Origin of the sequence: Streptomyces sp. NBC_01255 (genome assembly GCF_036226445.1) — a bacterium.
GTDB lineage: Bacteria > Actinomycetota > Actinomycetes > Streptomycetales > Streptomycetaceae > Streptomyces.
The window spans coordinates 1-17,413 of the sequence record NZ_CP108474.1; the positions used below are offsets into that span (position 1 = coordinate 1).

At 70.6% G+C, this 17,413-nt stretch carries 13 protein-coding genes and 1 pseudogene; 7 read left to right on the forward strand and 7 right to left on the reverse strand.

Annotated elements, in window-relative coordinates; all coding sequences use genetic code 11:
- Positions 1–562: 562 nt before the first annotated feature.
- From OG357_RS00005 to tpg, 3 genes are read left to right on the forward strand one after another with little or no spacing between them, the layout of a single operon-like run.
- Positions 563–2,953, forward strand: coding sequence for a DEAD/DEAH box helicase (locus tag OG357_RS00005; RefSeq protein ID WP_329619078.1), 2,391 nt, complete (start codon positions 563–565; stop codon positions 2,951–2,953).
- A gap of 56 nt (positions 2,954–3,009) precedes the next feature.
- Complete coding sequence (tap, locus tag OG357_RS00010) at positions 3,010–5,109, forward strand: telomere-associated protein Tap (protein ID WP_329619079.1); 2,100 nt, start codon at positions 3,010–3,012, stop codon at positions 5,107–5,109.
- A 4-nt stretch (positions 5,110–5,113) separates the two neighbouring features.
- The gene (gene tpg, locus OG357_RS00015) at positions 5,114–5,671 is read left to right on the forward strand and encodes a telomere-protecting terminal protein Tpg (protein WP_329619080.1); all 558 of its coding nucleotides are present in this window, start codon (positions 5,114–5,116) and stop codon (positions 5,669–5,671) included.
- An 844-nt stretch (positions 5,672–6,515) separates the two neighbouring features.
- On the opposite strand, the gene OG357_RS00020 is transcribed toward tpg, so the two are convergent.
- Together OG357_RS00020 and OG357_RS00025 are read right to left on the reverse strand one after the other, a co-directional pair.
- Positions 6,516–7,046 carry an SMI1/KNR4 family protein gene (locus OG357_RS00020; protein ID WP_329619081.1) on the reverse strand — a complete coding sequence of 177 codons (531 nt, stop codon included), beginning with the start codon at positions 7,044–7,046 and terminating at the stop codon, positions 6,516–6,518.
- Between the two features lie 9 nt (positions 7,047–7,055).
- Positions 7,056–8,267, reverse strand: a complete 1,212-nt coding sequence (locus OG357_RS00025) for a hypothetical protein (protein WP_329619082.1) — start codon at positions 8,265–8,267, stop codon at positions 7,056–7,058.
- Positions 8,268–8,567: 300 nt separating this feature from the next.
- Between OG357_RS00025 and OG357_RS00030 the strand changes: the two genes are divergently transcribed.
- Entirely contained in the window at positions 8,568–8,795 is a 228-nt protein-coding gene (locus OG357_RS00030; RefSeq protein ID WP_329619083.1) for a hypothetical protein, read from the forward strand.
- A gap of 628 nt (positions 8,796–9,423) precedes the next feature.
- On the opposite strand, the gene OG357_RS00035 is transcribed toward OG357_RS00030, so the two are convergent.
- Positions 9,424–11,052, reverse strand: coding sequence for an nSTAND1 domain-containing NTPase (locus OG357_RS00035; protein ID WP_329619084.1), 1,629 nt, complete (start codon positions 11,050–11,052; stop codon positions 9,424–9,426).
- Between the two features lie 456 nt (positions 11,053–11,508).
- Here OG357_RS00035 and OG357_RS00040 point away from each other — a divergent pair, with 456 nt between their 5' ends.
- The 3 genes and pseudogenes from OG357_RS00040 to OG357_RS00050 all read left to right on the forward strand — a co-directional run bounded on the left by OG357_RS00040 (position 11,509) and on the right by OG357_RS00050 (position 13,991).
- On the forward strand, positions 11,509–11,904 hold the full coding sequence (locus tag OG357_RS00040) for a hypothetical protein (RefSeq protein WP_329619085.1): 396 nt from the start codon (positions 11,509–11,511) through the stop codon (positions 11,902–11,904).
- Between the two features lie 520 nt (positions 11,905–12,424).
- A pseudogene (locus OG357_RS00045) lies at positions 12,425–13,105 on the forward strand (sigma factor-like helix-turn-helix DNA-binding protein); the annotation flags it as partial.
- A 673-nt stretch (positions 13,106–13,778) separates the two neighbouring features.
- On the forward strand, positions 13,779–13,991 hold the full coding sequence (locus tag OG357_RS00050; RefSeq protein WP_329619086.1) for a hypothetical protein: 213 nt from the start codon (positions 13,779–13,781) through the stop codon (positions 13,989–13,991).
- Between the two features lie 22 nt (positions 13,992–14,013).
- Here the strand turns inward: OG357_RS00050 and OG357_RS00055 are convergent, their stop codons facing one another.
- The 4 genes from OG357_RS00055 to OG357_RS00070 are packed head-to-tail and all read right to left on the reverse strand — an operon-like array spanning position 14,014 to position 16,799.
- The gene (locus OG357_RS00055; protein WP_329619087.1) at positions 14,014–14,442 is read right to left on the reverse strand and encodes a lasso peptide biosynthesis B2 protein; all 429 of its coding nucleotides are present in this window, start codon (positions 14,440–14,442) and stop codon (positions 14,014–14,016) included.
- A complete protein-coding gene (locus OG357_RS00060; protein ID WP_329619088.1) occupies positions 14,439–14,762 on the reverse strand; it encodes a hypothetical protein in 324 nt (107 codons plus the stop codon). The genes OG357_RS00055 and OG357_RS00060 overlap by 4 nt, the downstream gene beginning before the upstream one ends.
- Entirely contained in the window at positions 14,722–16,620 is a 1,899-nt protein-coding gene (locus OG357_RS00065; protein ID WP_329619089.1) for an asparagine synthase-related protein, read from the reverse strand. Before OG357_RS00065 ends, OG357_RS00060 begins: the two co-directional genes overlap by 41 nt.
- The gene (locus OG357_RS00070) at positions 16,620–16,799 is read right to left on the reverse strand and encodes a lasso RiPP family leader peptide-containing protein (RefSeq protein WP_329619090.1); all 180 of its coding nucleotides are present in this window, start codon (positions 16,797–16,799) and stop codon (positions 16,620–16,622) included. The genes OG357_RS00065 and OG357_RS00070 overlap by 1 nt, the downstream gene beginning before the upstream one ends.
- Positions 16,800–17,413: the final 614 nt, after the last annotated feature.

Genomic DNA, 17,413 nt, shown 5'->3' on the forward strand with positions numbered 1-17,413 from the left:
GGATATGCCCCGGCAAGCCGGGGCATAGAGTGCGAATTGCGCAAGCGCAATTCGAATTCCGGCGCAAGCGCCGGAATGGAATTCCGTAAACGGAATTCAGAAAAGGAATGCAATTCGCGCAAGCGCGAATTGCAGGCGACCGCGCAAGCGCGATCGCCCGGGCTGGCTACAAGGGGAGGTGCATCGCGCGCGGGCCTGTGTAGGGTCTGGGAATCCCAGCTACCACCCCCTGCAACGAGAGTGACGGATCATCGGCCTGACGGGGTGTCGGCCCCACCGCAGTGACGGGCTCCGCTGCGCGCCACCCGAACCCCTCCCCCACTCTCGAACCCAGCCACTCACGTTTACCAATGGCCCGTCAGTATGCCAAATGAACCATGATCGCGAGGGCGAATCAGTCAAGTGTCAGCCTCCAGATTGAACCTGTCGCGTGAATGATGCATCACTGATCCTAACTGTGTACAGTCTGGGATCAGACACCACTACCCCGGCCCACCACTCGCCGCACCAGACTTTCTTTCTGATTGCGCCGCGCCGTATTCCGCAAAAGGAGAACATGGAAATGGCCATGAAACTGCGCGACCATCAGATCGAGGCCGTTTCTGCCATTGTGCGCGGTCTCGATGTCCCGCCGGGCGGTATTCCTTGGAACGGCCTGCGTGGGCAGGTACACGCCGCGTGCGGGACGGGTAAGACCATCATTGCGGCGGCGTCGGCGAGGCGGCTCGTGCCCAAGGGTCGCATTCTCGTCCTGGTGCCGACGCTGGATCTTCTGACCCAGACCGTGCAGGCGTGGCGTGGGGCCGGGCATGCGGGGCCGGCGGTTGCGGTGTGCAGCCTCACCGATGACCCGGAGCTGTGGAGCCTGAAGGTGCGCTCCACGACGAATCCTGTGCAGTTGGCTCTGTGGCATGGCTCCGGGCCTGTGGTCGTCTTCGGGACGTACGCCTCGCTGGGGGTCCTGGCGGAGGCTTTCGAGGGCGCTTACGGGCAGCAGTTGGATCCGATGGACCTGACGGTGGTGGATGAGGCGCACAGGACGTCCGGATCGATGGGTAAGGCGTGGGCCGATGTCCATGACCAGGGGGTCATTCCGTCGCACCGCCGGCTGTATCTGACGGCGACGCCGCGGATCTGGGAGGAGCGGCTGGACCGGGAGGTCGCCGAGGGGGTGCGGGATCCGCTGCCGCGGGAGATGGCGGCCTCCATGGACGACGAGGCGGTCTTCGGGCCGGTTCTCTACAAGCTGTCGCTCGCGTCGGCCGTGTCGCGTGGGCTGCTGGCGCGCTACCAGATCATCGTCCTGGAACTGAAGGACCCGGTCGTCACCCCGGAGCGGCTGATGGGCGGGGACCGGCACAGCGAGAAGGTGCGCGGGGAGCGCCTGGGGGCGCTCCAGGCCGCGTTGCTGCACGCGATGGCGCAGCACGGTCTGTCGACGTGCATCACGTTCCACCATCGGACGATGGAGGCGCAGGCGTACGCGGAGGGTTTGGAGCGCGTCGCGGCGAAGCTGCACGCGGACCAGCCTGAGAGGTACCCGGCTCGGATCTGGGCGGACTGGTTGTGTGGTGAGCATGTCCCGGAGCGCCGGCGGGAGGTGCTGGGCGGCTTCGGGACCACGGCGCGGCGGGCGGTGCTTTCGAATTGTCGCGTTTTGGGGGAAGGCGTCGACATCAGAGCGGTGGACAGTGTTGCCCTTTTGGACCCCAAGGGCGCTCCGCACGACATCGTCCAGGCCATCGGCCGGGCTCTCCGTCAAAAGCCGGGAGAGGGAAAACTTGCCTCTTTGATCGTGCCGGTGTTCCTTCAGCCCGGAGAGAAGCCGGAAGACATGTTCACCTCGGGATCATATCGGCCTTTGGTGAAGGTTCTTGAGGGGTTGCGGGCTCACGATGAAGATGCCGTGGAATTGCTGGCGATCCCTCAGGAGCCACAGAAGGACGTGGCGCAGCCGTCCGAGTACATCGGCCCGCCGCCTGAGGAAGGCGAGGACGAATCCCGTCTGCTGCTCCGTTTCGCCGTTCCGCGTGATCCGGTGATGGTCGCGGACTGGGTGTCCTTCAACGTGATCGACACGGAGCGGCAGGACTGGGCGCGCGGCTGGGCGAAACTCAAGCAGTACGTCCAGCGGGTCGGGAACGCGCGCGTGCCGTATGGGCACAAAGAGGGAGCAACTCCCCTTGGGCAGTGGGTCGCGGAGCAGCGGCGGGCATACGGGGCCGGGGAGATGAGCGGGCAGCGTGCGCAGCGGCTGGAGCGGCTCGGGATGGTGTGGTCGGTTGTGGATGAGCGGTTCCAGGAGAACCTTCAGGCCGCCAAGGCGTACTACGAGGAGCACTGGACGCTGTGCGCGCCCCGGTCGGCGACGATGCTGGACCGGCCGGTGGGGCAGTGGCTGTCCAACCTCCGCCGCCCCGGCGCACTCACCGACAAGCCGAAGTGGGAAGCCGCGCTGAAGGAGATCGACCAGGACTGGAACCCGGTATGGGCGCCCGAGTGGCAACGGCACTACGCCGTGGTACGGGAGATGCTCGCCGAAGAGAGCATCCTCGCCTACATCGAGCCAGGCGTCACCGTCCACGGCATGGACATCGGTAAATGGCTCGCCCGACAACGCCAGCCCGAGGTCTGGGCAGCGCTGACCGACGGGCAGCGGGAACGCCTGGAGACCATCGGCGTCATCCCACACTCGCTCGGTCTGGAGGCATCGGTGAAGCCGTCTACGGCGCCTGTGAGCGCCTTCGAGCGGGGCGTAGCAGCCCTGGCCCAGTACAAGGCTCGCACCGGCTCCCTGACCGTCCCCAGGGGGCACGTAGAACGGCTAGTGGATGGCACCGAAGTGAAGCTCGGAGTGTGGATCATGAATCAGAAGGGACGCCGCGCGAAGCTCACCCCCGACAAACTCATCACACTCGCCGAGCTGGGATTGGAATGGGCACGGCAGGGTTAAAGAGTGGGGTAATTTTTTGGTTAAGCAACACTGGGTCCTGGCGGGAAGGTACAGGGATGGCGACTGAGGATGAGCTGTTCGCGTCCGTCGACGCTCTGTTGAAGGAGGAGCCTCAGCTCCCGCCTCCGGCGGAGCGTGCCCGGCTGCGTGAGGCCGCCGGCATCACGCAGGCCCGCCTTGCGACCGCGTTGAAGACGACGACCCAGTCGGTGAAGAACTGGGAGAACGGCCGGAGCGAGCCGAAGTCGCCGCGTCTGGATGCCTACCAGCGGCTGCTGAACGGGTGGGCGGCGAAGTATCCCGCCCCCGGTCCCGCCTTGGCTGTCACGTCGGCGGCAGCGGCGTCCAGTGAACCGGAAGCATCCGAGGTTGAGACGCCAGACGCCCCGCAGGCTCTCACCGTTCCAGAGACAAGGCCGGCACGTCCCGCCACCCGGCCGGCTGCGGCATCGCGGCGTCCGGCAGCGAAGAAGGCGGCTCAGCCCGTAGCCGATCCGCGGTTCCCGCACGGCACGCTTGCTGTGCTGGACGGCGACGGCTCCGCGTACGGCGTCGACGGAATCGTGCTCGACTGCCCGGCCACCACCGTGCCGGGGCTGGTGGAGTGGACGCTGCGCGAGTCGGGCCTCGGTGCGCCGAAGCTCAACCGGTACGGCAAGGACTCCGACCCGCTGATCGTGCTCACCGCGTCCGCGGCCGTGAGGCTCGGGCTGCCCGAGCGCCTGGAGGGCCACGAGCAGCGCCGCTCGCTGCGCCTTCCGGAGAACCACCCGGTGGTCAAGCAGGTGGCGAAGGCGAAGTGGCAGCTGACGCAGCGCGGGTTCGGCCCGTGGGCGCGGATCTACCGCAAGGCGCAGGGCCGCGACCGGCAGTGCGTGCAGATGGCGATCCTGTCGTGGGACGCCCTCGATGAGCGGTCGTGGCCCGGCGTGAGCGGGATGGAGCCTGCTGGTATCGCCCGCGTGCTCGGGGTGTACGCCCAGCGGGTCATCACCCCGCGCGGATCCACGGCCGTCTCGGGCCTGGAGCTGATGACGGCGCTGCGCCCGCCCACCCGTCCGGAGCGCGATGAGGAGACCGGCAACTGGTTCTCCGGCTACAACCCGGGCTCGCTGGGGACGGAGCCGATGGACCCGGCGCCGCCGGAGGCCACCCCGGAGCACCCGGTCGTGGTGAACTCCGGTTGGAGGGGCGGGTTCCTCAATGAGGAGGCATACCAGTGGGTGCGGTCGGTGGACTCGCTCAGCGATGAGGAGTGCATGCTGCCCTTCGCGGTCGGCCTGGACCTGAACACGGCGTTCCTCGCGGCCGCGGCCCGCCTGGTCGTCGGCCTGTCCGCCCCGGACCACTTCCACAACGTGAAGTTCAACCCGAAGATCCCCGGGAGCTGGCTGGTCGACCTCTCCCATGTGGAGCTGGACCCGCGCCTGCCCTCGCCGTTCACGCCGGACGGCTCCCGGCCGACGGGACCTGCCTGGTACCAGACGCACACCGTCGCCTACGCCCAGGAACTCGGGCACGACATCCAGCCGATCGAGGCGTACCTGCGCCGCGAGACCGGCGCGTACCTGGACCCGTGGCACGACCGCCTCAAGAACGCTTACGTCGACACCCTCGCCGACCTCGGCGTCACGAAGGACCTGGACGACCGCGCCTTCCTCGCTGCCATGGAGCAGCACAAGCAGGTCGACCCGGCCCTGGCCGCCGTCCTCGCGGCCATCAAGGCCACCGTGAAGGGCGGCGTCGGCAAGCTCCGCGAGCGCCCGCAGGGCCGCCACTACCAGGAAGGCGAGCGGTGGCCGGCCCTGGAGCGGCCGACCTGGCGCCCCGACATCAGGGCCGCCGTCATCTCCAAGGCCCGGGTCAACATGCACCGCAAGCTCAACAACATGGCGAAGATGACCGGGCTGTTCCCGCTCGCCGTGCTCTCCGACTGCGTCGTCTACCCCTCGCCGAGCGCCTCGCCGCTTGACTTCCTCCCCTACGCCGCCTCGGGCAAGCCGCAGCCCGGCGGATTCCGCCTCGGGCCCACGCCCGGCCTGGCGAAGCTGGAGGGCGTCCAGCCGATGCTGTGGGCGGTCGAGCTGATGGAGAAGGGTCTGAACCCGGCCCGCCACATCAAGGGCGGCGACGCCGTCCTGGACGAAGGTGAGTAGGACTGTGGGGGAGATCGACGACGCGATCGAACGCGCCGACCGCGAAGCGTTCACCAAGGACCCGCCCAAGACCCTCAAGGGCCAGATCGGCTACCTGCTCAAGCAGCTCGGCAGCGCCAAGGCCGTGGCGTCGGAGATCGGGGTCACCGCCGACTCCGTGAACAGGTACCGGCGCGGCGCCCGCAAGCACGCCCGCGCCGACGTCGCCGCGAAGATCGACGACGCCGTACGGCAGCGGTGGCAGCCCATGGTGCGCAAGCGCCGACAGAAGAAGGCCGCCACCACCACCGGAATCACCGTGGAGACGAGGGCCCGGTTCGGCTACACCGCGCCGGTCGGCACGACCGACGACGGACGGTTCCGGCGACTCACCGTGCACCTCCCCCCGCGCTACGCACAACGCCTCTTCGACGCCCGCAACACAGGCGCCAGCGACCAGCAGATGCGCGGAATCATCGCCGAGGGACTCAAAGAGATCTACTTCCAAGACGGCGGAGGCCGCGCCACAGGACTCTCCGGCGTCACCCTCAACGACATCGACTACCTCGACCTCGACTACTGACCTGACACCGGCCGCGGGCCCGGCACCTGCTCGTGTGGCGGTGGGGATCGCCGCCTCGGTCGGCACGGTGCCCAATAGCCGACGTCTGTGGGTGTTGTCCCGAACTGCGTGGAAGGGGCGGCCAAGTACGGAAGACATGAGGTCACCGGCCGCAGGGTGCCGCCCTGCAAGCTGCTTGAAGGGATGGATGTGGGTGAGATCGCGCAGGGGCTGGAGCGTGCGTTGCGCACTCGGTCGGTTCCCGCGAGCACCGAGGCCCGTCTGCGGTTCCTGCTCGCGGTGCACCGGGGTTCCACCCCCCGCCGGGTCCTGCGCAGATCCGGGCGATCGAGGCGGCGGTCCTGGAGCGGTGGCAGCCGCGGATCCGGGCCCGGCTGCAGGCAAGAGCGGAGGCGGAGGGCGTCATCCTGCACACCAGAGCGCGGTTCGGGTTCGCTGTGGCGGTGGGGCCTCGGACGATCCGCGGGAGCTCTCCCGCTTGCTGCTTCTCCAGCAAGCGGCGTACTACCAACGCCCTGGGCAGCCCAGCCCCATGGCGGCCGGCTCTTGCGTCTTGCCCCACCCCACGATCGCACCCGTGGCGCCCACCTCAACGGTTAAGAACTCTCGAACCTGAGGCAGCATCACCCTCCATGAGATGGAGCCCCGTGACAGCGATCCCGCCCCTCAATCTCTCACCTCATGACAGCAACACCCACGCCCACTCACAACCACTGACCAGCCCCGCAACACCCCGCCCCAGAGCGTCACCACCGCTCTCACCACCACCGACACCAAACCGAGAGATCGCAGGCACCTCAGGAGCACGAGCATCCTGAACACGGCAGGCTCGGCCGGCGCCAGATCATGACGCCGACCGGATGCTGTCCGCGTCATCGAGGTCGAGCGACGCGGCCGCGGTCAGGTGCTCGACGAACGTCTGGAAGTCCGTCGCCAGCGGGAGCTCCGTGTCGCCGTCCACGTCGAACCACGTCACGGACGGCTCCCCGCGCTCTCCGCATGCCCGGTAGTCGAGAGCGACCCAGCAGTGGCCGTCACCGGAGAGCAGGACCAGGGGAGACGGAAGACCCCACTCCTCGACCAAGTAGGCCGTGTCCAGCAATGACAGCTGGCTGTCGTGACGGCCGATGCCCATCATGTCGTCGAGTGGAACATGATTCTCGCTCCACGAAGTCGGCACGGCGGTCGGGAACGCGTTCCACAGATCCGCCACCAGGCCGCCGTTCTGGACCCGCAGAATCTCCAGCAACGAAGCTGGCAGACGGACACCGAGCCGCAGCTCGGCATCCTGAACGACCGCGTCGGTCAACGGTGCCTGCACCCCATACAGGCCCTCGCCCCAGAACGTCGCCTTAACCTCATCAAATCGAGCCACGAACGCATCCTATGAACTCCACGGACCGGCTTGACGATCTATAGGAGCTTCATCAGCCCCAGCCCCGGCACGGGGCGCGTTCCGGCTGATGAGGTCCTGGAGGAGCTCGCGGGTGGGCAGTGGCATCAGCCCCTCGGTGTCGAGGAGGTGCCACTGGCAGCCGGGAACGAGGTGGTCGAGCCGCTGGAACTCCCGGAGCTGGTAGAGCAGCAGCAGGGTGTCGAGGGCATGCTGTGCCGGTGGCCAGTCACGCTCCTTCAGCGTGCTGAGCAGGGCCAGGCCGGCCATCGCATAGCGGCAGTTCTGCCATTCCCTGGCTGCCTCGCCCAGCTGCCCTGCGGCGAGTTCATCCTCGGCGCGCGTGCACAGGTCCAGGGCCCATTGCCGTACGCCCTCCGCGGTTCTCCAGGCCCGTGCGAGGTCCTCCAGCGGAGCCGTGGCGGCCAGGTCACGCAGATGGTCGCGGGCATCCCGTACGGGGCCGAGTGCCAGATGGCCGTCGTCGGTCAGGACCGCGCCGGCGACCTCGGGGACGTCCTTGCGGGTGGTCTCGACGAGGGATGCGAGCGGGTTGGCCGTGGCGGTGGGGTTCATCGCGCGGAGCATGTCGCCGATGTCCTCCAGGGACATCGACCCGGTGATGACCGCGGCGGCCGCGGCCAGGGCGGCGTCCTTGGGGGTGGAGGGTGACGGGCCGGGGTTCTCGTCGAGGGAGGCGAGCTCGGCCGGGGGCCAGGTGTGCCCGCCGGCGCGGGCGAGGCGGGCGATGCCTTCGTCGATCCGCCGGGCCCGGGCGGGGACCAGGGTCACGGTCGGTCCTGCGTCGGCGATGTGGGCGGCGAGGTCGTCGAGCCGCTGGTCCGGGTCGCTGTCTGGTTCGTCGTCGCCGTGGACGGAGATGGTGTCCACCGCTGCCATGAAGGCGGCTCGCGCCGTCGGCTCGGGTACCGGGAGACCCTCGTCGAAGAGCAGCAGAGCCAGGTCCGTCGGGCGCTTGCCGCGGCCGGCGTGACGGGCGAGGCCGAGAACGAGGTCGAAGCTCTCGGGCGCCGGGCTGGAGGTGCTGCCCTTGCCGCGGCCCAGGCCTCCGCCGGGGATGTTGCCCGGCAGCAGGCGGCGGCTCCTCCAGACTTCCAGGTTCTTCTCGGTCACGGAGAGCCCGTGCCGGTGCGCGTGGTCGAGCAGCAGCTGATCGGCCGCGCTCGGAGTGTCGGTGGACATGCCAGGGAAGGTACCGGCGCCGCTCGCGGCCGTGGCCCGGCTGTCACCCCATCCGGTGGCTCCCCTCGGAACGGCAGCCACATGGCAACCCGATGGCGTAGCGGCGGCGGACGGCCATGGCTCCGGCGCCGTTTGGAGACCCCCCACCTGGGCCGGGTCCCCGCCCGGCCAGCCCGCTCAAATGGCGTGGAAACGGCAAGCCTGTGGCGTACCTACGCCGTGGCAGGCCGACCAGATTGGAGTCCGCGGCCGTGGACGACCTGCGGCCGCCGGACGACCCGACTCGTTGAGGAGCCCGGCATGCCCGCCAGCACGAACGCACCCCGCCCGGACCGCGATAACCAGGAGCTGCGCCTGGTCGTTCTCCTCCTGGCCCTGGCAGTGGGGCTGTTGGTGACGTCAGCAGCGGTCTACGTGGCCCTGGTCCACCCGTCGGCGGCCGAGCCGCTGGCGGTAGGCGCGGCTGTCCTGGGTGCCCTGACCGGCGCCGGTGGCCTGACCGCCCGCGTGCTCAGGCGCTGGCGGTGACCGGCCCCCGAGCCGCGTTTCGTACCCGGTCCGGCGCGTGAGCAAGGAAGGTGCTTCTGTGGAGTTCCGTACGATCCAGCGTCCCGCCGGCTCCTTCCAGCAGGGCATGACCATCGGGGACATCCAGGCGATCGTGCGGGCCGCGTTCGGCCGCCGCGCGGTGGTGGAGTCGGCGACGCCATCTCGGCACGCTGCGCCTGGAGCGAGATCGGCTCGGCAACGAGGCCGGTGTCGAGGGCTCCTATGGGGTGGTGGCCGAGGAGCCGGCCGCGCTGATCTGGCCATGGGGCAGGAGGAAGCAGCACCCGGGCTGGGTGGCGCCATTTCCTGGTGTGTTCACGCGGGATGCGGTTCGAGTCGACCTCGTCGAGCAGTCGGGCGGCGCCGGTCTCGGTGGTGCGGGCGTCGGGGCTGACGACGGTGAAACAGCCGAGCCACCCGGCGTTGGTGTGGGCGGGCACCGGGGCGGGCGTGGAACCGTACGGGTTCGTCCGCGCACTCCCCCGGGCCGATGGCCCAGGAGCAGGCCGCCGGCCCGCTCACCGAGGGCGCCCGGGGCCGTGGCGACGATCCCGGGCGTGGACGTACGGGCGGCGACACCGAGCTGCTGGAGACCGCGGCGCGCGGCTCATCTCTGTGCCCGGTGCTCCCTGAACAGTCGCCGTTGTCTCCAGAGAGCGGATGCCGCGAGCGTGGTCGTGGCCACGAGCAGGGAGCCCATGGCCCGTGTCGTGCGGCGGGCGCGGAGGGTGCGTCGGTGGGTGGCCAGTCCGGCGGCGAGGAAGTCCGTTTCGAGGGTGGTGAGTCCGCTCCGGCCGGTGCGGGAGGCGTGCGCGTCGAGCTGGGCGAGGCGGACCGGCGAGATCCGCACGCCGGGTTCCCGTCCGACCGCGTCCCAGGCGTCGGCCGCTTCGGTCAGCCACCGCTGGACGCGCATGTTCTCGCGGTCCCGCTCGATCCAGTCGCCCAGTCGGGGCCAGGCGTTGATCAGTGCCTCGTGCGCCAGTCCGACGGATGCCCCGTCGGAGGTGATCAGCCGGGCCCGGGTCAGTGATTCCAGGACCTCGTGGGTCTCCTGGTCCCCGCCGAGGGATTCGAGTTCGGCCCGCGTGACGGAGCGGCGGGTGTCGGGGGCCTTGCCGGACCCCGGGGTGATCATCCGTAGCAGGATCTGCCGTGTGATGTCCGCCCGCACGGTGTCGAGCCGGGTGTAGACGCCCTCGGCGCTCTGCGCGATGGCCCCTTGCAGGCCGCCGGCCCGCTCGTAGGCGTCCAGGGTGAGCGTACGGCCCTGCCGGCGAGTCCAGGTCTCAAGAAGGGCGTGGGACAGCAGGGGCAGTTCGAAGGTGTTGTCGGCGACGTCGGCGGTGAGCCGGGCCGTCAGCGCGCGTTCGACGACCAGTCCGTGCGCCCGAGCCGGTCCGACGATGGCCTCGCGCAGTTCGGCGGAACTCATGCGGGTCACGGTCAGGCTCGCGTCGCGTACGACCGAGGCGAGGCCTGGGTGGTCCAGGCAGCGCGGGACGAAGTCCGCGCGGATCCCGAGGACGACGCGGATCCCGCCGGACGGGCCCCGGTCCGCGAGGAGGGCCTTGACGAACTCCTCCCGTTCGACCGGGTCGTGACACAGAGTGAAGAGCTCTTCGAATTGGTCCACGATGAGGAAGACGGCGGACGGACGGGTGCCCGTGGACGACAGATGCGGGCCGTGGGTGGAGAGCGGGCGCTCGCCGGGGGTGATGATGCGGATCGTGGCGGGGCGCCGCGGGCTCTCCTCCCGCCCGCGCAGCCGGGGCACGAGTCCGGCGCGGAGGAGAGAGGACTTCCCGCTTCCCGACGGGCCGATCAGTGCGGAGACCCGCCGATCGCAGGTCAGTGTCCAGAGGTCGTCGACGAGGCGGTCCCGACCGAAGTAGAGGGCCTGGTCGGTGGGGTCGAACCGGGCCAGCCCTTTGTACGGGGGGTTCCCGCGGCCGGGGCGCTGTGCCGCGAGGGCCTTCGCCGCGTGGCGCCAGCGCGTTTCCCACGCCTCGGTGTCGCCGACGCCGCACGCCTCGACGTAAGCGAGGAGAACGGCGAGGGTGGGGAGCTGTTTCCCGGCCGCGGCCCGGGAGAGGGTGGCGACCGAGTAGGAGCAGTGCCGGGCCATCCGTTGGTACGGCGGGTTGCCGGCGGCGCGGCGGAGCCGGCGCAGGGCGTCGGCGAGCTCGGCGACCGGGCTCGCCGAGGCGTCGAGCGGATTCTCGTGTCGGCCCATGGCACTCCTGCTTTCCCCGTGGCGGCCTCCGAATCAACCGTCCCGCCGCGCCGTCCGCAAGAGGAATTCACGCCTCTGGGAGTGGCGGGGATTGTTTCGTGGCGCGAGGGGGCCTGCGCAACAAACCGTTTCAGGGCGGCAGTTGGGCACCACGGGGGCCGGCGGGCTGGGACGGGACCGAGCGATCCGGCGGGTTCGGGAGAGTTCGGCGGTCCCGCTCAGACCTGGGGAGCCAGTGGATTCAGCGGACTGGAGGAGACGGTTGAACGGGGTGGATCCGGCGTCGGCGGCGGTGGAAGCGGTGGCACGTGCCGCGCTCACCGCCGTGGGCGGAGCAGGCGGCGACATGATCGCCGGCCTGGTGCGCGGCCGGCTGCGGGACGTGAACCAGGGAGCGACCAGGCCATCACCAAGATCCGAAAGGGCGTTCCGGCCACGCTCGCGGCCGTCGTCGCGGTGGTCGTCGTGCTGGTCCTGGCCGTGTACGGGCTGGCCCGGCTCACCACGGGCGGCGACGGGTCCTCGTCGCTCAGACCCGACGGGCGCCGGGTCAGCGTGCTCAAGGACCCCGAGACGGTGACGGCCATCGCCCCCGACCTGCACAGCATGCCGACCGGCTGGACCGCCACGTCCTCGCCGCGCGTCGAATCGGGTGGAGACGCCTGTTCCGCGTCGACGGAGCGGCAGTGCGAAGGGGTCCTTTCGGTGGCCCGGTCGTCCTTCCGCAACGCGTACGACCAGTCCGCCTTCTTCCTGGTGACCGCCTGTGCCTCGGCCGACGCCGCCCGACGTGTCTACGAGGACCTCGCGGGACAGCCGGCGGACCCCGCCGCGCGGGCCCAGACGACCTGACGGAAGCCGTCGGAACCTGCACGGGATCACAGGCCGACCTGAGCACATTCACACGGCGACCGGGCAGACCGACAGCGCGATGGCACCACCACGAACCGGACGACGCCTGAGCAGCCCCGGCCGAGGCGGCTCCCACCACACTTCATGAACCGTCATCGGCGAACGAGAACATTCCGCGCCCGAAGGGCCGCGCAACATTCGTAGAACAACCAAGGTCTGGCTTCGCCAAGGACCGTCACCACGGCTCATGGGTCTTCATGGAGGAGACCTGTGAACCGGTCCACGTCCGTCACGTTACTCGCCGTTCTGGGAATCATGGGGGGGCTGGGCTCGTCAGCGCCCCGCCTGCGATCGGCGCCACCGGCCCTGTCGGCATCGCCGCGTCGGGATCGGTGGCGCTGCCCACCGCCGGGGTCCTCGGCATCGGTGCACACGTCTATACCTCGAGGAACACCGGAATCTACTCGGGACCCGGCCTGAGCACGCCCCGGATCGGCACCGCGTGGGCCGGCGACAACGTAGAATCAGCCTGGATCTCCTGAGATCGCGCCGAGCCCGCCCTGAAACCGCCTACGAGCAAGAGTTCGCGAACCTCGTGGTGACACCCGACTACGGCCCCGCGCCGGACGATCAGGTGGCGCTGGCCGATTCGGTCGGCCTCGCCCTGCTCATCGTGCTGGACTCCCTCACCCCGAGCGAACGCCTGGCGTTCGTCCTGCACGACATGTTCGCGGTCCCGTTCCAGGAAATCGGCCAGATCCTGGGCAAATCCACCGACGCCGCCAAGATGGTCGCCAGCCGTGCCCGCCGCAAGGTCCAAGCCAAGGACCGGCCGGCGGGCCCCGGCGGCGAGCGCCGAGAGGTCGTCCGGGCATTCGGCGCCGCCGCCCTCAGCGGCGACTTCGAAGCGCTCCTGCGTGTCCTCGACCCGGACGTGAAGCTGACCGTCGACACTCCCGACGGCGTGGTCGTCACCCTCGGCGCCACCAAGGTCGCCGCCGGCGCCCGCATGTTCTCCGGCGAGGTCGCCCGCCAACGACCCGTACTGGTCAACGGCATCCCCGGTCACATGTCCTGGGGCCCCGACGGAACACCTCTCTCCGTCATCGCCTTCACCGTCGCCGAAGACCGGATCACCAGCATCCGCATCGTCGTCGACCCGGCCAAACTCGCCTCCGTCCATCTGCCCACCCCGCACTGAGCCGGTGCCGTCAGGGTCTGCCCGTGTAGGTGCACGTCATCCCGGGCCGACCACGCCCGACGAGCAGGCGGCTCGGACGCGGGGTCGGTTCTCGGCGGAGCCGGCTCACCTCGTCGAGGCCATCGGATGGCCGACCGGCCCGCTGCCGGCGACGCAGATCCATCTGTCGAGGCCCACGGGGCGTAGGGGTTCTCGCACACCTTCTGAACCGGCTGAGGCGAAGAGATGATTCTGTTCCCGTAGCCACATGGCCGCCTGTTTCGGCGGATCAGCCGCGGTCGAGGCGCGGCAGCGACGCACAGAGGCGCACGGGCAACTCCGGCAGGACTTTGTGGATGCCCACGCAACCCGCATCGCCGTTCGTGGCGACCGACCGCCAGCCCGAGGTCTCGGCCCGGTAGAACCAGCGCTGGGAGCCGCCTGAGGAGGAGCAGCCGTCGCCGGCGTCACCGCAAACCGGCCCCATCCGGGTCGACAGGTCCAGCGAGATCCTGGTCGTGCCGGACGCCCCCACCAGCGGCTCGCCGAGGAGCGGCTGCGGCAGGCGATGGAGCCGCCTGCCTGGCCGCCGCCGACATTGCAACGCGTGTGATCGCCGACCAGGCCGAGGCCGGGCGGTCCGGCCTCACCGGCTCTCATCGACGGCCGCGACCCGCTCGCCGAGCCCGGTGCCATGCCGTCGCTCGTCTGCCGGATCTACCGCACCCCCGACGGCCCGGCCGGAGCACCACGAGCCGGCCACGGGCGTGCGGGGTGGCTGCCGGGAGTGCACGAGCGGGACGTCGGCCTCTGTCTGGAGGTCGACCGCTTCCGGTTCGTGATGGTGGCGCGGCACGAGGGACGGCGGTTGGTGCTCCCGCCGGCCACGGGCGCTGACGAGGCGTGAGCCGCCGGGCGTCCGGCACGCATCAGACGCGCAGGGCCGTCACGTAGGGCCAGCCGTGTGGGAGAGCGGTCTCGGGTTCGCCGGTCGGGCCGGATGCGGTCTCGACCCAGGCGTGGTGGACGCGCGGCGGCGGGAGGAAGCGCACGCCGAGGCACCAGGAGAGGCGGTACCCCTGGGCGACGGCCGCCAGGCTCGCGGCGAGCGAGGTCTCCAGGCAGGCCGCGCGCCCCGGCCACCAGGCACCGGCTGAGTGCGCTGCCTGGACAATGCAGGCGGCCCGGGGCTGCGCCGGTTCCCTCAGGGGCAGACGGTGCAGCAGGCGCACGAGGGCGGTGGTTCGGTGCAGCGGGAGTCTCAGCAGGAGGACGGCGGTGAGGAAACCGAAGGATCCGCAGAGTAGCTGGGGCAAGGAGGGCTGCGGGCCGGCGGCAGGAGCGACGGGCAGGCTCATCGTCCGGTCCTCCCCGTGAACAGCCCGGTGAACGGCCACCGGCGGCGCGGCGGCACGTCGGGGTGCCGGATCAGGAGTCCCGCGGCGCGCAGGTCGTGGAACAGGGCCAGGAAGGCGCGGTCCGAGCGCGACGCGTCATCGCCCGGTACGGCCGCCTCGGCCGCGGCGGCCTCCGGGTCGGCGCCGGCGAGGATCGCCTTGAGGAGTGCAGCTCCTGGCCGGGACAGGTGGTACCAGCGTCCGGAGCGCTCGTCGAGCAAAGCGGCGCCCGCGGTGTCGTCATGGACGACGTGCACGGTGCGGGGCAGGACCCAGGGCACGGGATCGGTTCTCCTTCCACCACGTCGAACGGCTCTGGCTTTCCAGCTGCCGCAGCCACACCTCGACCGCGACGAGGTTGTGCACCGAGCCGAGCGGCAGCGGTAGCCCTGGCGCCGCTCGGCGCAGTACGGCGGCCACGGGGGCAGGGTCGACGAGCCCGAGGCGGGCGAGGCGGGAGCCGGTGCCCAGCAGTTCGGTGAGTGCGGCGGAGTGTTCCGCCAGGCCCGCGTAGACGGGCCCGCCGAAGGTTCCCTTGGTACGGCGGTCCAGGACCGGGTCGGCGACGATGCCGCGCATGGCGCGGGTGAGCAGCGGCTTGTACGCGCCGGGCACGTGCCGCTCCTGCGGCGGTACGCCGAAACAGACGGCGACCACCTCGTCGTCCAGGTACGGGGCCCAGAGGGGCATGCCGAGGCTCGCGGCCAGGTGCGCATATTGGGCGACGTCGTCGCCGACCCTGGCCAGGCCGTGCGCGTCGCGCCAGGGTGCGAGGCAGTTCGGCTGTTCGCGGGACCGGCAGGTGTCGGTTACGTGGTCTGCCAGGAGGTCACGGGTCGGGCGGGGCATCCAGTCGGCGACCGTCTGGACCGGCAGCCAGGCGGCATCGGCGCCGCCGGTCCCACGGTGCGCCGTGGCGGCGGCCGGGGCCGCGGGCCCGCGCAGCCGGTCGGCGAGGTGCCCGGCCTCCACTATCAGAGTGAGCGCGGCCTTGGACCGGGCGGCCCGCCACAGGCTCCACGCGGAGGTGTGGGTGACCCGGGCCGCCGCCCTGGCCGCCGCGGCGGCCTGGCGGCGGCGTCCGGCGCGCAGGGCGTCGGTCAGGACACCGGACGCGGTGAGCACGGTGTCGCCGCCGGTGCCCACGAAGTGGCCGCGCGAGCCGTGCGCGGCCATCGCTCCCAGGACCTTCGCCTTCATCGCCCACAGCACGACGGTGGGGCTCGGGGCGTCGGAGGCGGGGACGTCGAGGTGCTCCGGGCCGAGTCCGGTGTAGTGGAGGGTGGAGCGGTCGCCGGTCACCACGTGATGGACCGCGCCCGGCATCTCGTCGGCGGCGGCCGTCGCGTACGGGAGATCGTCGTTGCGCAGCCATTCGTCGGTGTACGTGATGGCATGGGTCTTGCCCGCTCGCGCGGAGAGGTGGGCCAGGGTCGTGGAGTCCAGTCCTCCGGACAGGTCGGCGGAGCGCAGCGGGGTCGACCGTACGCGGCGGTCGACCGCCTCGGTCAGCCGGGTGCGCAGGAGCCGGGTTCCTTCGGGCAGGGTGAGGTGCTCCGCGTGCGCCCGGGTGGTGGTGCCGGTATGGACGAGGCGGGTCGAGCCACGTTCGCAGAGCAGGGCCATGCCGGGTGGTACGCGGGCGACCTGTGGGAACAGGCCGGCGTGCGGGTCGAGCACCACGTCGGGCAGTGCGGTGCGGGCCGCGAGCGCGCGGAGTTCCGGGATCGGTGGGCCGGAGAGCGCGGCCAGCGGTGTCGCCGCGTTCGACCACCAGACTCCGCCGTCGACATCCGTACGGTAGAACACCGGCCAGACCCCGGCGCGGTCGCCGACGACCACCGTACGGTCGCGGGTCTCGGCCACCAGCAGACACGAACCCGGCCGTTCCGGCATCCGGTCCAGCTGGCCGGCCTGTATCGCGTGGAGCGTGGCGGCGAGTTCGTCATGCGTGGGCGGGCAGTCGCCGACGGCCGCGATCCGGGACGGTCCGGGGCCGTCGCCCTCGACCGTGCGCACCAGGACGGGTCCGACGGTCCACGCCACGGCGAAGCCGGGGATCGCCTCCCCGGCGACAGGCGTCGGGACCGGCGTCCCGCTCGTGTCCGGTCCTGCCCGGAACCCGGCCGCCCAGCGCATCAGTCGTGGGTCGGCGTCCAGTGCTGCGTGTCGTCGGGGTGGCCGTGCGACCAGTTCCCCAGGGTGACGTCACGCACCGATCCGGCGTCGACGAGGAGCAGTTCGGGGTCGCGCACGTCCGCCGCGGTCGCGGGGGTGTTCTCGTGTGCGGGGTCGCGGTGCTGGTGTGCAGAGTTCATCGCTCTCACTCCCGATGGGTCGTCAAGAAAAGTGACGGGCCGTGACAGACCGCCTGTGATGCCTTCCGCGAGGCTTTCCGAGGGTGTCAGCATGACCAGTCCGCACCGGCGAGTCCATCCCGGCGTGGTGGGGAATCGGCCCCTCCTCCCCGTACCGCGTCCAGTTGGCCGGATCGTGTTCCCGTTGCCCCATGATGGTCGGCGTGTGAATGGCATGGCCGTTCGTCACTCGTGTCGGCACCAGCCGATCACATCCGCGCGGCGAGTTGGCAGGCGAAGGGTTCCACCTGTTTCTTTCGTCCCGAGTACGGCCATGGAAGGCGCGCTCGACGTGCGCCACCACCGGCCCGGTGCCTCGCCGCCTTGGCCCGCATCCCGCTCACCCACCTGACGTGCGCCCTGCCCCGCCTCGCCGCCGACGACGACCGCCCACGGCTGCGAAGCGGCCGGCTTTGCCGGAGCCCGGCGCGAACCCCGGCATGCCGTCGCCCAGGGATCGCGACCTCTCCCGGCTCCGGGGTCGACGAGGGTCGTATCACGGACATCAAGCTGCAGAAACGCCTGAGGGCCGCGCGCGCCGACGTGTCCCTTCTCCGCCACCGAGTGGTCCTGAT